The following is a 14,697-nucleotide window of genomic DNA, read 5'->3' as shown; positions in this document are numbered from 1 at the left end:
ACCTTAGAGGAACATCATGTTGTTCAGCCACTGACCGCCGTCCATCGTGATGATGTCGCCGTTGATGTAGGCAGCCGAATCGGAGAACAGGAAGTACGCGAGGTCGGCGATCTCTTCCGGTTTGCCGAGGCGACCGAGCGGAATCGAGCGCATCATCGCGTTGTAGTGCTTCTCCGACATGACCAATTTGTCCATGCCGCCGGTGTTTTCGATCGGGCCAGGCGCGATGGCGTTGACGCGGATTCCGTAGCGTTGGCCCCACTCGACGGCCATCGTGCGGGTCATCGCCATGACGCCCGCTTTGGCGCTTGCGGAGTGGATCACGCCGGGTCCCGCCGTCCATGCGTAGGTCGCGAGGATGTTCAGAATCGAGCCTTTGGTGCCCGATTCGATCCAGTGCTGGCCCACAGTTTGCGAGCAGTAGAACGTCCCGTTCAGGACGATGTTGATGACGGAGTTCCAGCCGTTGATCGAGAGCTTCTCGGCCGGGACGACGAAGTTGCCGGCGGCGTTGTTGACGAGGAAATCGATTCGACCAAACGTTTGCTTGGTTTTGTCGACCATTTGCTGGACGAGTTCCGGATCGCGCACGTCCATTTGCACGCAGAGCACTTGGCCGTCAAACGTTTGAATCTCTTGCTTGGTCGCTTCTAAATTCTCAAGCGTGCGCCCGGTGATGGTGACGAAAGCGCCCTCTGCGGCGAACTTTTTCGCCATCGCTTTGCCCATGCCCGAACTGCCGCCTGTGACGATAACCACTTTGTCTTTCATGTTGAAAAAAACCCCCTCTGCAAAAGTTAGACTCTTCCGTCTAAAATTCGCTTCCGGCTTCCTTTTTCCTCCCTTTCGCCCGTATAATGGAGGAATGTAGGGGGATTAGCCTTGTTTAAGAATGGGGTGATCCGACATTATGGTGGGAGCGTTTTTGCAGACGAACGGAGTGTATGCGCTGTTTGTTGCCCTGGTCTTCACAATCTACATGTTCACTCGGAAGATGATGCGAGGGTATTTGCAACGCCGAAATTTGCCGAACTCGACACTGGGTTGGGGACCGAGGTTGATGTTTGCGGCAACGGCGGTAACGCTGGTCTTTGGCTATCTGCTGGTTCTGCGCGCAGAGGCGGTGGAACGCCGTCATACGCAGGAGATGCTGGCCGGCCTTGCGCCGACGATGGCCTATGAATTGAAGGAGCTCGGGCATTGGCAGATCACAACGAGAACCCCACCGGATGACCCGCATTATCTGCTTTTGATCGAAGCGATGAAGAACTGGACGCGGTTGAATCCGCAAATAGATTCGATGTACACGATGCGTCAGACCCCGGATGGACAAACGATGTTCGTGGTCGCACCGGAAACGGATTACAACCGCGACGGGGTGATCGATTCTCCGAGGGAACAGCGGGTGCCGATCGGGACCCGCTATGACGAAGACATTGCAGAGCTGGACGAGTCGTTTCACGGGCGGCAGATGTTTCAGTCGGAGCCGAACGTCGACTTCTGGGGGGAGTCGATTTCCGCGTTCGTGCCGATTTACCGACCGGATGGCCGCCAAGACGCGATTTTTGGCGTGGATTTCAGCGTGAGTGCGCTGCAAGACAATCTGTTGATGGCGCGGGCTTCGTCGATGCTGCTCATCGCAGTGTTTTTGCTGACGTTTTATTCGTTTTACATCATGACGTTCCTGTCGTCGGTGGCGCGAATTGTCGAGCGCCATCGTCGGGAGATCAAGCATCAAGCGTATCACGATGCGCTTACCGGACTGCCCAATCGGGTTCTTTTTAAGGAACGGGTAGGAGAAGCGATTGACGTATGCCGGGTGTCATCCGGGCAGTTTGCGCTGTTGTTCCTTGATTTGGATCGTTTCAAGATGGTCAATGACACGCTCGGGCACTCGATTGGGGACTTGTTGCTCGTCGAAGTGGCGGGCCGGTTGCAGGCGTGTGTGAGTTCAGATCAAACGGTGGCACGACTTGGCGGCGATGAGTTTGTCGTGTTGCTTCCCTGCGTGTTGGATCTCCATGAAGTGACCGAAGTGGCTCATGCGATTTTGGAAGTGATGCAAAAGCCGTTTGCCATCGAGGAGCATGAGTTGTTCCTCACGACGTCGATCGGGGTGGCGATCTATCCGTTGCACGGAGTGGACGTGGACAGTTTGGTGCAACATGCCGACACGGCGATGTATCGGGCGAAGGAGAAGCGCAACCAATATTGCGTCTACGAGACGGAGATGAACGAGGTCGTTTCGGAGAAGTGGATGTTGGAACGCAACTTGCGCGGGGCGTTGGAGCGCGGCGAGTTTCTGTTGCACTACCAGCCGAAACTTCATCTGCAGACGGGACGAGTTCTCGGAGCAGAGGCGTTGGTGCGCTGGCAACATCCGGAGTTGGGGTTGTTGTCTCCCGCCAAGTTCATACCGCTTGCCGAAGAGACCGGGGAGATCATCCCGCTGGGACGGTGGGTGCTGCGCGAGGCGTGCCGTCAATTGAAAGCGTGGCATGAACAGGGGATGCCGGAGCTTCGCATCGCCGTCAACCTCTCGATGATGCAATTCCAGCAAAAAGACATCGTCGAGGAAGTCCGCGCGGTGTTGGAGGAGACGGGGCTTTCTCCGCAGTTCTTGGAGTTGGAATTGACGGAGAGCATCGTGATGCAGTCGCCGCAGTCGGCCCGTGAGACCCTGATGTGCTTGAGTGAGTTGGGCGTGCAACTGTCGATTGACGACTTCGGGACGGGGTACTCGTCGCTGAGCTACTTGCGCAGCTTCCCCGTGGACAAGTTAAAAATCGCTCGCGAGTTCATCCACGACATCCCGGACCGCGAAGGGGACAAGATCGTCAACGCCGTCATTCAACTCGCGCACAATCTGCAGTTGCAAGTCATTGCAGAAGGCGTGGAGACGCAGGAGCAAATGGACATGCTGCGCCTCTCCGGATGTGACGAGGGGCAAGGGTACTTGTTCTGCCATCCGGTTCCGCCTGAAGAATTCGCTAAAAAATTCCAAAGTCTGCTAGAAATGTTTCTTGTATAATAGAAGATATTGAACAGGAGACGAATCAAGCAGAGCGGAGGAATGGCGTTGACGACGTTGGAGCAACTGAGAGAGGACATCATTTCTTGCGAAACCTGCCCGCGCCTGCGTGCGTGGTGTGAGGACGTCGCGGTCAAAAAGAAAAAGCAATACCTCGAGTACAACTACTGGGGCCGCCCGGTGCCGGGCTTTGGCGATCCGCAAGCCGGGTTGATCATCGTCGGGTTGGCACCGGGAGCACATGGCGCGAACCGGACAGGTCGCGTTTTTACGGGAGATGAGTCGGGGGTTTGGTTGTATGAGGCGTTGCATCGGTTTGGGTTCGCCAACCAGCCGACGGGGATGCATCGGGAGGACGGCTTGGCGTTGAACGGGGCGTACATCAACAACATCGTTCGCTGTGCCCCGCCGGACAACAAGCCGAGCACCGAAGAGATTCGCAACTGCCGCCCGCACTTCGTCCAAGAGATGCAACACCTCACCGGAAAAAAAGTCGTGCTGGCCCTCGGCCAACTCGCCTTCAAACAAGTCCTGACCGGGCTGAAAGAACAAGGCATCGACGTCAAAGGTCTGACCTTTGCCCACGGTGCCGTGTACGATCTGGGCGAGGACGTCCCGAAACTGGTGGTGTCCTACCACCCGAGCCAGCAGAATACCCGCACGGGCAAGCTGACGCGGGAGATGTGGTACAGCGTGTTCGAGACGTGCCGAGGGTTGCTTGGGTAGAAAAAAAGGTCGCGGGCGATGCCCTGCGGCCTTTTTTAGACTTTAGAATGAGACTTGAGGTGAACTGTAAATAAAAGGAACAAGCAACGCGTTTGTCGAATTTTTTTGTGACTAACATCAACGAGAGGGGCGTTTTATATGCAAAACCAGTCCATTAGGATAATACTTGATTGTGGTGTTCTAGCGTATCGTTGCATGTCCGGCGTAAACAATAGATCAATGATCAACCCAGTTTGAAACCGACGAGTCTATTTATTTGCGAGAAGAGGTGATTACGTTACACTTGTTATAGTTTACTGTTCTCCAAAAAGCATCCAGTGGGGCGTGTAACTGTCGCTTTAGGCAGCGAATGGCCGAGTGGACCTTTAATCTTTTCTGTACCCAGTTCCATCTCTTAGGCTGTTGGTAAGATCGGCTAGACTCGTCTAAGATTAGACCGTCAATTTCATCGGCTCGCTACCGCCAGAATTGAAAAGCTTCATGAAGGAGTACCGCCGGAGGTCATCGAGGTTGCCGTTTCGCGGCGACCTCAATACCATACTGTAATCACGGATTATTAAGAGTGCTGTAAGCAGGAGATTTTAGGAGGTCGATCAAAGGGGACAATACGTGACTTCTTTATGAAATTGCAAGACCATTTCACTATCAATATCGTTTTTATTTATGTGGGATGCGAAACGGTATGCCTTCCACACCTACATACCCCATGCCATGCATATCGTAGACCAGTTTCAAGTCGTGTGTTATGCCAATTGTTGGACTGTAGACCAAGTCATGCTTCGAGTTCGAAAAGGCGTAGTGCCTCAACGATATCGCAATGTTAGAGGGCTCGATCGCACCTTCTACGCAACAAGAATCACTCACTAACTGACAATTGGAATGTGTAGAAGCCTTTCTGCATAAAGACGAACGTATGAGTTAATGAACGACTACGATGCTGATAGATATCAATACAAGGGATTAAAAAACCGGTAATACATTTTTGAAAATTCCTTTCAAATAAAATGCTGTTTTCAGACATCCTGGAGTACAAGACTCTCGCCAACAGCATCGAGCTCTGTAATTTTGGCGTATTTCCTGTATTATTAGACAAACAGCTACATAGAAGGTACAAAATACGTATCGGGTATGGAATTCCGTCGTTTCAGAGGCTCAGTAACCGTATTCTGCTGTATATGTAATTTTCCAGTCAATAAACATCTATTCTGCCTAGAGTGCATCATCACAACTTTTGTACCAGAGCCCGAAACGAGAGCCCCTGTAGCCTTGCAGACTCGCATTATGTCATTAACATATGGAGCATATACATAGTTTTTTTCCTAACTTATAGATTACAATTGGCAGGTAGAATATAATATAAGAAGTATTTTTTCGTTCTAACAACTAAGTTTCATAAGAATGAGGGGGACTTAAGGGTGGGAATGGCTAAGAACGCATTTATTGAATTTGAAGAGAATATACTAAGAGTAGAGGATTTGATGAAATCTGAAAGATTTCAAGAAGCAATAGATTTGTGTATTGAAAAGAAACGAAAAGAAATCTTTACCGATTTTAAATTCCAATACACTATCTTGTTGGCTGAATTACACCTTAATATTGGATGTTTTGAAAGATCCGTAAATTTTTATTTAGAGGCATACAACTATGTAATTGACGAACAAAAAACATTTAGAGCTTTCGCAAGAAGTGTTGATAAAAATCTATTTAGTTTTCCTGAAGAAATGATGAAAGAGTTCAAAAATAAATTATTGAACAGAATATATAATAAAGATATCCAGATTGCTTACCAAACTGCAAAATTAATGTCATCTGAATTTCCATTGGGATCTTTTTTATCAGAATCGGGAAAAAAATTAATTAACCTTCTTGATAGCGATAATAATTTCCAATACGTGGTTGATTGTATTAAGGAATTTGAACAAACCAGACAAAGAGAACTTGTAACAATATTGGACATTATGATTCTTAATCGAAAAAGAACAAACTTAACCATTCGGATTGATAAATACTGTGTAACTGTATACGAACGACTGGAATTGTATTACAAGGCTATCAAAATAGCTAGTGAATTAATTAACGTTGATCAGGATTCTGTAACGATTAGATCGTTATTTAGGTTATGCAGGAAGATGGACAATTACGAAATGGTTAACAAAATATTATTAACTGATAGTTCAATCGAAAGAAGGAATGACTTTAATATTCTCTATGAGTTAGTCTACTACTATGACAAAACAAACAATGCAATTGCAAAGAAAAATGCATTGCAGAAAATTGAGAGCTATACAGATAGTATATCTATTCTACGAACATTAAAGAATCTATATTTAAGATTCGGTACTTTGGAAGATGTCAAAAGAGTAGATAGCATACTTCAGGAAAAAATATATAAAAAGAGTAACAAAAACAAAAAACAGGATGCGATAAATGATTCAGAGGCCAGTGTATGGTCAGCGATAGAAAATAGTAAAAGGTTGGAGGCATTAGCCAATCTTACTCAAGGGATTTCACATGAATTAGGACAACCTATTACGAACGTTCGATTTATGATACAATATTATCTCGGTAAAAAGGTTGAGGAACTTGATGGCGACACTATTCGTGATTTATTCCAAACTATATTATTAGAAACAGAGCGAATGGGTAATTTAATGAACAGGCTCTCTCCTCTTACTACAACAAAAAATTCTAACGTCAAATATAGTGCTTCGGATAGAATAAAAACTAGGGTGAATGCCGAAAAAACTAGGTTGATGACTAATGACATTAATGTTGACTATATTCTTCCTAACGACGTGAGTATGTATGGAGATCCGGCAATGTTTGATCAGATAATAAGTAATCTATTGATCAACTCTATCCACTCATTGCAGATCTCTCGCCGGAAAAGTAAAAAGATACTGATTCGAGTCTTAGAGGAAGGCAGTAAGGTACGTATTTTGTTTCAAGATAACGGGGTGGGGATATCTCCTGAAAATAGAAGAAAAATATTTGAGCCTTTTTTCACAACAAAACCAACTGGTCAGGGTCAAGGGTTGGGTTTGTTTATTATTTGGAATCTGTTAAAATATCAAGGTGGATCCATCTACCTTGATTATGATTATACAGATGGAGCAATGTTTATTATCGAACTACCAAAGGAGGCCATAAGACATGAGTGATAAAGTGCTAATCGTGGAAGATGAGGATATCACGGGTAAGTTCTTAAAAAAAGCACTTGAAGATGAGAAGATAGATGTTGAATGGATGAAAAATGGGAAAGAGGCTGCTGATAAATTTAAAAAAGGAGCCTATGACTTAGTTGTATTGGATATTATTCTTCCTGGACTGAAAGGTGACGTAGTTTTAGAGAGAATTCGTGAAATTGACCCATACGTTGTAGTTGTTGTCTACACTAACAACATAAACGATCACACGATGATGAGTAAGTTTATCAATCTAGGAGTTGATGCCTATATTAACAAAGGAGCTGGAGCTGACTTAAGAAAAACTGTAAAAATAATCAAGGATAAACTTGAGCCTTTTTCTCTTGATGAAGCTCATGATTTAATCGATAATATAAACTCTAACAACAACATCGAAGAGGAATGATGTATGGTGAAATCATTTCTTTTAGATACGAATGCGTACCATTTGTTTTTTAGTATGGGTTCCCAAGATAAAAAAACAAAGTTAGAGAGCCTGCTAATGAAGGGAGGGGTAGTTGAATTTTATTTATCTGAGATATCCGCTATGGAAATTTACTCTGTTTTAGGGAAAGACAGAAGAGGCATACAACAACAAGTACAACTTTGTACAAGAAATATAAATAGTGGATATTGCGAGCAGGAGTGGTCTACACCAGGCCGAAAAGGAATAAAAAATAAAATGTTTAAAAGTTTGATAAAATTAGTTTCGGATAGTCTTAATGCTTCTGGGGGAATTCGTGCGAAGGTTATTTCCCTTGATAGTGAGCATATTTCTGTTGCTAAGGACTTTTTGATCGATTACGCAGATAAATACAATTTTGGTTCTCAAGATGCTCTCATTGCAGCTACAGCAATACTATATAAGAAACGCACTGAGACTGAGATTACTGTCGTGACCTCAGACAAGGGTTTAAAAGCAGCTTTATCGCAAGCGAAAATCCCGGTTCATGATCCATTGCTGGCCTAAACTGTTTGAATGAAAACGGATCTCAGGCATGTCCAACGCGAGTACTACACAGGTTCTCGTTACAAATCGTATTGAAAAAGCAGATCCACCGTCCTGCGACGGTGGATCTTTTTTTACCGAAAAATGGGTTGCACGTTTTCTGGTAATATGGTTATAATGAATGTATCAAAATGACTTTATCGAAACCTTCGAGGTGGTTGCATGGAAACGCCTGAGAATGCCGCAAACTATACAGCAAAAAAATACCGCACGCCGGACGGGGCGCCGTGTGACATCGTGATTTTTACCATCGTGTCCGATGAGGCGCAGGTGAACAAAAAAGTCCTGCCCCGCCGCGAACTGCAAGTGTTGTTGATTCAGCGCAAGCAATGGCCCGACGAAGGCAAATGGGCGTTGCCCGGCGGTTTTTCCAAGCCGACCGAGACGCTCTACGAATCGGCCCGCCGAGAACTGCAAGAGGAGACCGGCGTCGAATCGCCGTACCTCGAATACTTCAACGTCTACTCCACACCGAACCGCGATCCGCGCGGCTGGATTATCTCACATGCCTACTTTGCCCTCGTCCAAGAACAAATTCTCGCAGCTCGTCAGGCCGCCGATGACGCCGCCGACGTCAAACTGTTCTCCGTGGACGAAGCCCTCACGAATCTGGAACTCGCTTTCGACCACCGCGAGATCTTGGCGGACGCTCTCCAACGCGTCCGGCACAAGATGCTGACCACCACGATCGCACGGGAGTTTCTGCCGGAGGAATTCACCATCGCCGAGCTCTACCAAGTGATCCAAACGGTCTGCCCCGGGTTTGAAGAACCGAACTTCAAACGCAAAGTCACCGCCACGCAGACCCGCCAAGGGCTGATCGAGGAAGTCAGGGACGAGAATGGGCAGAAGAAAACCACCAACCGCAACTCGCAACGCCATGCGCAACTTTACAAGTTCACCGGATTCGAGCCGGTCGTTTCGATCTACCAATAACGTAAATACGTGACCCTGGGAGGGGAACTTTTTATGAAAGCTTTGATTGTCATCGATTATACGTATGATTTCGTCGTGGGTCGTCTGCCGGTCGGGCAACCGGCCATCGACATCGAAGACCGCATCGCGACGTTGACCCACGAATTTCTGGTCCACGGCGACTACGTGGTGATGGCGGTTGACGTACATGAGGAAAACGACCCGTACCATCCGGAAACCAAGCTGTTCCCGCCGCACAACATCCGCCACACCGGTGGCCGCGACCTCTACGGCAAGCTCGGGATGCTAGGCGTTCTCTACGACGCGCACAAAGAGCGGATTCATTGGATGGATAAGACCCGCTACAGCTCGTTTGCCGGAACGGACTTGGAGATCAAACTGCGCGAGCGGGGCATCACCGAAATTCATCTGATCGGCGTCTGCACCGACATCTGCGTCCTGCACACCGCCGTTGACGCGTATAACAAAGGCTTCCAGATCACCATCCACGAAGACGCCGTCGCAAGTTTTAATCAAGCTGGTCACGACTGGGCGCTCGGCCACTTCAAGGATACGCTGGGAGCCAATGTCGTTCGAATTTGGGAGGCAGCGAAATGAACGTACACGACCTAGCCTTACACACCGACAAGTACCAGATCAACATGATGTACGCCCACTGGTACCACGGGACGCAGGATCAGAAGTCTGTGTTTGAAGCGTTTTTCCGCAAGCGTCCTTTTCAAAACGGGTTCGCCGTTTTTGCGGGGCTGGAACGCATCGTGGATTATTTGAAAAACCTGCGCTTCTCGGAGGAGTGCATCGCCTACCTCGCCACGCAGGAGGAGGACTACGACCCGAAATTCCTCGATGCTCTGCGCGAGTTTCGCTTCACGGGGGACTTGTACAGCGTGGAAGAGGGCACGATTGTATTTCCAAACGAACCGCTGATTCGCATCGAAGGGCGCATTTTTGAAGCGCAATTGATCGAGACGGCGCTCCTGAACTTCATGAACTACCAGACGCTCATCGCCACCAAAGCGGCGCGTATCAAGCAAGTGGCCCCCGAGGACGGACTGCTTGAATTCGGCACCCGCCGTGCCCAAGAAGCGGACGCAGCCGTGTGGGGAGCACGCGCTTCTTATATCGCCGGCTTTCACGCCACCTCCAACGTACGCGCCGGCATGCTGTTTGGAATTCCGGCAAAAGGCACGCACGCACACGCATGGGTGCAAGACCATGACACCGAAGTGGATGCCTTCGAACGCTTTGCAGAAGCTCTCCCGAACACCGTGACTCTGCTCGTCGATACCTACGACACGCTCAAGTCCGGCGTTCCCAATGCGATCAAAGTCGCGAAGCACATGGAGGAGCAAGGCAAGCGCATGGGCGCGATCCGTCTCGACTCCGGCGACCTCGCCTATCTCTCCAAGCAAGCGCGTCAGATGCTCGACGAAGCGGGACTGAACTACGTGGGGATCGTGGCTTCCAACGACCTCGACGAACACACGATTTTGCACTTGAAGTCGGAGGGAGCCAAAATCGACACGTGGGGCGTCGGCACCCAACTGATCACCGCCGCGGACCAACCGTCGCTTGGCGGCGTTTACAAACTCGTCGCTCGGGAAAAAAACGGCGTCTACATCCCGACCATCAAGATTTCCGGCAATCCGGAGAAGATCACGACCCCCGGTTTCAAAACGGTCTACCGCATCGTCAACACGGCAACGGGCAAAGCGGAGGCGGACTACATCGCCCTGACCACGGAAACGGACGTTCGCGAAGGCGGCCGCATCAAACTGTTCGACCCGGTTCACACCTACATCCACAAGTTCGTGACGGAGTATGAAGCGCAGGAACTGCTCAAGCCGATTTTTGTAAACGGCGAACTGGTCTACAACCTGCCGACCCTCCAAGAGATTCGCGACTACCATGAGGAGCAGAAAAACCTCTTCTGGCCGGAGTATCTGCGCGTCCTGAACCCGGAAATCTACCCGGTCGACCTCTCCCAAGAAGTCTGGGACATGAAGATGCGCCTGATCCACGAGCACCACGGGGCAGATGACAAAAAATAACACATCTATTACACTAGAAAGAAACTACTAATGAAAGTAGTCAAAGGAGTGGGAAACCCCATGACGACTTCCCTGCAAGCAGACATCATCGAAACGCTCGGCGTGCAACCGGAGATCGATCCGCAAGCAGAAATTCGCAAGCGTGTCGACTTTTTAAAACAATACGCGCTCAAAACCGGCGTGCGCGGCTACGTGCTCGGCCTCTCCGGAGGTCAAGATTCCACGCTGTCCGGCAAACTGGCGCAACTCGCCATTCATGAACTGAACGCAGAGCACGGTGATGGTGAGTACCAATTCATCGCGATGCGCCTTCCGTACGGCGTGCAAGCTGACGAGCAAGACGCCCAAGACGCGAGAGAGTGGATTCAACCGACCCGCCTCGTGACGGTGAACATCAAGCCCGCCGTCGATGCTTCCTATGAAGCGTTCCAACAAGCGACCGGCGAGACACTCAGCGACTTTCTCAAAGGCAACATCAAAGCCCGTGAACGCATGAAAGCGCAGTACGACGTCGGCGCGCACACCCGCACGCTCGTCATCGGCACCGACCATGCGGCCGAAGCGATCTCCGGCTTTTTCACGAAGCATGGAGACGGAGCGGCGGACATCACGCCGATTTTCGGCCTGAACAAGCGCCAAGGCCGTGCCCTGCTCAAAGAACTGGGCTGCCCGGAACATTTGTATCTGAAAAAACCGACCGCCGACCTCGAAGAAAATCGTCCCAGCCTGCCGGACGAAGACGCGCTCGGCGTCACCTACGACCAGATTGACGACTATCTGGAAGGCAAGACCATCGCCGACGACGCGCGTGCGATCATCGAGAAACGCTACCTCGCGACCGAACACAAACGCCGCCCGCCGGTGACGGTGTTCGATACGTGGTGGAAGTAGGCCCGGCATGAATCGCAAGGTCGTTCTCATCACGGGCACTTCGAGCGGATTCGGACTGCTGACGAGCGTGGCGTTGTTGCGCGAAGGGTATTATGTGGTCGCCACCATGCGCGACCTCACGAAACAAACGGCGTTGAAGCAGGCCGTCCGCGAAGCCGGTCTGTCGCTCGCCGACATGGAGATTCAACCTCTCGACGTAACGAGCGAGGCCAGCATCCAGTCCGTGGTGGACGACGTCCTGGGAAGACTCGGGCAGATTGACGTCTTGATCAACAACGCGGGATATGCGCACGGAGGTTTTATCGAGGAGATTTCGATGCAGGAGTATCGGGAGCAGTTCGAGACGAATTTTTTCGGTGCCGTCGCGATGACCAAAGCGGTGTTGCCGTCGATGCGCGAACGTCGCCGGGGCAAGATCGTCATGATCTCCTCCATCTCCGGACGCTTCGGTTTTCCGGGGATGAGCCCGTACACCTCGTCGAAGTACGCGCTTGAAGGCTTCAGCGAGTCGCTGCGTCACGAGATGCGACCGTTCGGCGTGCAAGTCGTGCTCGTCGAACCCGCGTCGTACCGCACGGCGATCTGGGCGAAAGGAATTGAACGGGGCGGTGAAATCGTCGACGATTCCCCCTACGCACCCGCGATGAAAAAAATGGCCCGCTACGCCGAGGCCATGGATCAACGAGGCTCCGACCCTCGGGAAGTCATCACGCTGATCTCCCGCGTGCTTCGGGAACGGGAACCCGCCCTGCGCCATCCGATCGGCAAAGGGTTGCGGCCGCTCTTGCTCCTGTTGAAATTCCTGCCGCAGCGAATGGTGGACAAGATGGTGGCGAAGAGGATGTAATCTCTTGCCATTTGCACATCCTAGAGGCAGGAGGGGATCGTGCATGGTACGAGTACGGAGAGCCATCGGCATCACTCTGATGATCGTGGGGTTGGTTTTGGCCGGCTATTTGGCCTATACCTACTGGATCGAGCATTCCAACGAACCGCCGAACACCCCGGCCCCGCCGGAGCAGAACTTACCGCAGAACAACGCCGTACCGGGCGTCCCATCAAGTTGGAAGTCCACGCAAACTGGCAACCCCGGCATCTGGTCCGGCGTCGATTACACGAATCCGGCAGACGCGAATCAAAAAGTCTCCTACGTGTATTCGCTTTGCATGGGTTGCGTCATGGACCCCGATCAATTTGCCAAGGGTCAACACGTACCGAGCCCGTTGGTCGCCCTGCCAAGCGACGCGCTGGACAAGCGCGAAGCCGAGGACCACATGAGCGCCACGTACACGCTCTACACCAAGCCCTATCCCACCTACGGCATCATCAAAGTGGAGAAGGACGAACGCGGCGACTACAAAGGCTACTCCACCCTCGAAGTCACGTTGCCCCCGAGCGACCAAGCTCTCGGGCGGAAAATTCTCAACGGCGGCAAAGACCTCTCGTCCTGAAAAAACTCTCGAGCTTCCCTGCGAAGCCGAGAGTTTTTTTATGGAGAATAAAGGAAGAGGTTTCAATCGCATTGAACTATACAGTAAGTCCGAAGTAAGGAGGTCGATTCAACACCGTGTTTCAACAACTCTTCTTACAACTTCTCATTGTGATGTTGCCAAGCATCGTCTTTCAGTTTTTACAACTGCGCAGGGGCTTTCCCCAGATCGTGTTTCAGTCTCCGCTGATCAGCGGGCTCGTCTGGGGTGCGACGGCGATTCTGTGTTGTTCGTTTGCTTTCGATGCGGGGAATTCGTACTATTGGGATTTGCGGTTTGCTCCGTTGGTTTTGGCATTTATGTACTCCGGGTTAGGTTCGGGGTTGCTCTCGTTGGGGCTGTTTCTGGCCTATCGAGTGCTCGTGATCGGCGGAGACTTTGCCGTGGGAGCGATGGGTGCGGCGATCTTCATGATGATCTTGCCTGCGTGTGCGGCATGGTTCGGGAGAAAAAGACCGTTAAAAAGCGGATGCAGAATCACGTTGTCGATTTTGTTCTCCCTCGTTGGAACGGGGACTACGTCTGCGCTTTTCTTTTATTATCGTCATTTGAACAAAATGCCGTGGCCCGATCCGTGGCTGTATCCGCTGTTGATCGTGTTTGTGGTACTTGGTGTGCTCGTCAACTGTCTGTTCGCCGAAGCGATCATTAAAAAAGTCGGCGTGGAAATCGAGTTGATGCGCATTGAAAAAACAGGGGTCATCAGCGAATTGGCGGCTTCGGTCGCACATGAAGTGCGCAATCCGCTGACGGTGGTGCGCGGGTTCTTGCAATTGCTGCAGGAGCGCTTGGAATTGAAGGAGCAAGATCGTCAGTACATGGGCTTGGTGATGGGGGAATTGGACCGTGCCGAGTCGATCTTGGGGGAGTACTTGTCGTTTGCGAAGCCGCAGATTGAGACGTTTGATTCAGTGGACGTGTCGGCGTTGGTGGAGAGTTTGGGGACGATCGTGTTGCCGCTGTCCAATGCTTCCGGCGTGCAGTTCGTGTTGGAAGTGGAGCCGGGTCTGGTGATTGAAGGAGATCGGAGCAAACTTCAACAATGCTTGCTCAACATCACCAAAAACGCCATCGAAGCCTGCATGGGAGCCGCCAAAGCGGAGGTCAAAGTGATCGCCGACAGACACCAAGACGCTGTGCGAATTCGAGTCGTGGATAACGGCTGCGGCATGTCGCAAGAACATGTCAGGCGTCTGGGAACGCCCTATTACTCCATGAAGGACAAAGGCACGGGGCTTGGGTTGATGACCACGTTCCGCCTCGTCGAAGCGATGCGCGGCAAGTTGAAATTCCACAGCCGCCAAGGGGCGGGGACGACCGCCGTGTTGCAGTTCGCGAGTGTGCAGGGGCAGGGAGACGACCTTTTGTAGAATACAGT

General features: G+C 50.7%; 13 protein-coding genes. 12 read left to right on the top strand and 1 reads right to left on the bottom strand.

All coding sequences use genetic code 11. From position 1 onward, the window contains the following. Positions 1-3 precede the first annotated feature (3 nt). On the bottom strand, positions 4-771 hold the full coding sequence (gene fadH / locus JJB07_RS09410; RefSeq protein ID WP_201634088.1) for a 2,4-dienoyl-CoA reductase: 768 nt from the start codon (positions 769-771) through the stop codon (positions 4-6). A 154-nt stretch (positions 772-925) separates the two neighbouring features. Between fadH and JJB07_RS09405 the strand changes: the two genes are divergently transcribed. The 12 genes from JJB07_RS09405 (at position 926) to JJB07_RS24395 (ending at position 14,689) form a co-directional block, all read left to right on the top strand. Further along, entirely contained in the window at positions 926-3,031 is a 2,106-nt protein-coding gene (locus JJB07_RS09405; RefSeq protein WP_201634085.1) for a putative bifunctional diguanylate cyclase/phosphodiesterase, read from the top strand. Positions 3,032-3,073: 42 nt separating this feature from the next. Continuing rightward, positions 3,074-3,757, top strand: a complete 684-nt coding sequence (locus tag JJB07_RS09400; RefSeq protein WP_201634082.1) for a uracil-DNA glycosylase — start codon at positions 3,074-3,076, stop codon at positions 3,755-3,757. A gap of 1,421 nt (positions 3,758-5,178) precedes the next feature. After that, positions 5,179-6,918 carry a sensor histidine kinase gene (locus tag JJB07_RS09395; protein WP_236587910.1) on the top strand — a complete coding sequence of 580 codons (1,740 nt, stop codon included), beginning with the start codon at positions 5,179-5,181 and terminating at the stop codon, positions 6,916-6,918. After that, complete coding sequence (locus tag JJB07_RS09390; RefSeq protein ID WP_201634076.1) at positions 6,911-7,348, top strand: response regulator; 438 nt, start codon at positions 6,911-6,913, stop codon at positions 7,346-7,348. The genes JJB07_RS09395 and JJB07_RS09390 overlap by 8 nt, the downstream gene beginning before the upstream one ends. Positions 7,349-7,351: 3 nt before the next feature. After that, positions 7,352-7,912 carry a PIN domain-containing protein gene (locus tag JJB07_RS09385; RefSeq protein WP_201634073.1) on the top strand — a complete coding sequence of 187 codons (561 nt, stop codon included), beginning with the start codon at positions 7,352-7,354 and terminating at the stop codon, positions 7,910-7,912. A gap of 201 nt (positions 7,913-8,113) precedes the next feature. Further along, positions 8,114-8,887 (top strand): NUDIX hydrolase, encoded by a 774-nt coding sequence (locus JJB07_RS09380; RefSeq protein ID WP_201634070.1) that lies wholly within the window; start codon positions 8,114-8,116, stop codon positions 8,885-8,887. Between the two features lie 33 nt (positions 8,888-8,920). Then, a complete protein-coding gene (locus JJB07_RS09375; RefSeq protein ID WP_201634068.1) occupies positions 8,921-9,484 on the top strand; it encodes a cysteine hydrolase family protein in 564 nt (187 codons plus the stop codon). Continuing rightward, positions 9,481-10,938: a nicotinate phosphoribosyltransferase gene (locus JJB07_RS09370; protein WP_201634065.1), complete on the top strand. Its 1,458-nt coding sequence runs from the start codon at positions 9,481-9,483 to the stop codon at positions 10,936-10,938. The genes JJB07_RS09375 and JJB07_RS09370 overlap by 4 nt, the downstream gene beginning before the upstream one ends. A 60-nt stretch (positions 10,939-10,998) precedes the next feature. Then, positions 10,999-11,829: an NAD(+) synthase gene (gene nadE / locus JJB07_RS09365; protein WP_201634062.1), complete on the top strand. Its 831-nt coding sequence runs from the start codon at positions 10,999-11,001 to the stop codon at positions 11,827-11,829. Between the two features lie 7 nt (positions 11,830-11,836). Continuing rightward, a complete protein-coding gene (locus JJB07_RS09360; RefSeq protein WP_201634059.1) occupies positions 11,837-12,676 on the top strand; it encodes an SDR family oxidoreductase in 840 nt (279 codons plus the stop codon). Between the two features lie 43 nt (positions 12,677-12,719). Next, complete coding sequence (locus JJB07_RS09355) at positions 12,720-13,280, top strand: hypothetical protein (RefSeq protein WP_201634056.1); 561 nt, start codon at positions 12,720-12,722, stop codon at positions 13,278-13,280. Between the two features lie 116 nt (positions 13,281-13,396). Then, a complete protein-coding gene (locus tag JJB07_RS24395; protein ID WP_201634053.1) occupies positions 13,397-14,689 on the top strand; it encodes an ATP-binding protein in 1,293 nt (430 codons plus the stop codon). Positions 14,690-14,697: the final 8 nt, after the last annotated feature.

The sequence above is a fragment of the Tumebacillus amylolyticus genome (assembly GCF_016722965.1).
GTDB classification, from domain to species: Bacteria; Bacillota; Bacilli; order Tumebacillales; family Tumebacillaceae; genus Tumebacillus; species Tumebacillus amylolyticus.
The sequence above is the reverse complement of the archived record's forward strand: the minus strand, read 5'-3'. Positions and strand labels throughout refer to the sequence as shown.

What these genes read in the sequence shown, in the direction of transcription:
- JJB07_RS09380 (WP_201634070.1), top strand. Translation starts at nt 8,114, where the DNA reads ATGGAAACGCCTGAGAATGCCGCAAACTATACAGCAAAAAAATACCGC.
- fadH (WP_201634088.1), bottom strand. Translation starts at nt 771, where the DNA reads ATGAAAGACAAAGTGGTTATCGTCACAGGCGGCAGTTCGGGCATGGGC.
- JJB07_RS09370 (WP_201634065.1), top strand. Translation starts at nt 9,481, where the DNA reads ATGAACGTACACGACCTAGCCTTACACACCGACAAGTACCAGATCAAC.
- JJB07_RS09385 (WP_201634073.1), top strand. Translation starts at nt 7,352, where the DNA reads ATGGTGAAATCATTTCTTTTAGATACGAATGCGTACCATTTGTTTTTT.
- JJB07_RS09360 (WP_201634059.1), top strand. Translation starts at nt 11,837, where the DNA reads ATGAATCGCAAGGTCGTTCTCATCACGGGCACTTCGAGCGGATTCGGA.
- JJB07_RS09390 (WP_201634076.1), top strand. Translation starts at nt 6,911, where the DNA reads ATGAGTGATAAAGTGCTAATCGTGGAAGATGAGGATATCACGGGTAAG.
- JJB07_RS09375 (WP_201634068.1), top strand. Translation starts at nt 8,921, where the DNA reads ATGAAAGCTTTGATTGTCATCGATTATACGTATGATTTCGTCGTGGGT.
- JJB07_RS09355 (WP_201634056.1), top strand. Translation starts at nt 12,720, where the DNA reads ATGGTACGAGTACGGAGAGCCATCGGCATCACTCTGATGATCGTGGGG.
- JJB07_RS09395 (WP_236587910.1), top strand. Translation starts at nt 5,179, where the DNA reads ATGGCTAAGAACGCATTTATTGAATTTGAAGAGAATATACTAAGAGTA.
- nadE (WP_201634062.1), top strand. Translation starts at nt 10,999, where the DNA reads ATGACGACTTCCCTGCAAGCAGACATCATCGAAACGCTCGGCGTGCAA.
- JJB07_RS09400 (WP_201634082.1), top strand. Translation starts at nt 3,074, where the DNA reads ATGGCGTTGACGACGTTGGAGCAACTGAGAGAGGACATCATTTCTTGC.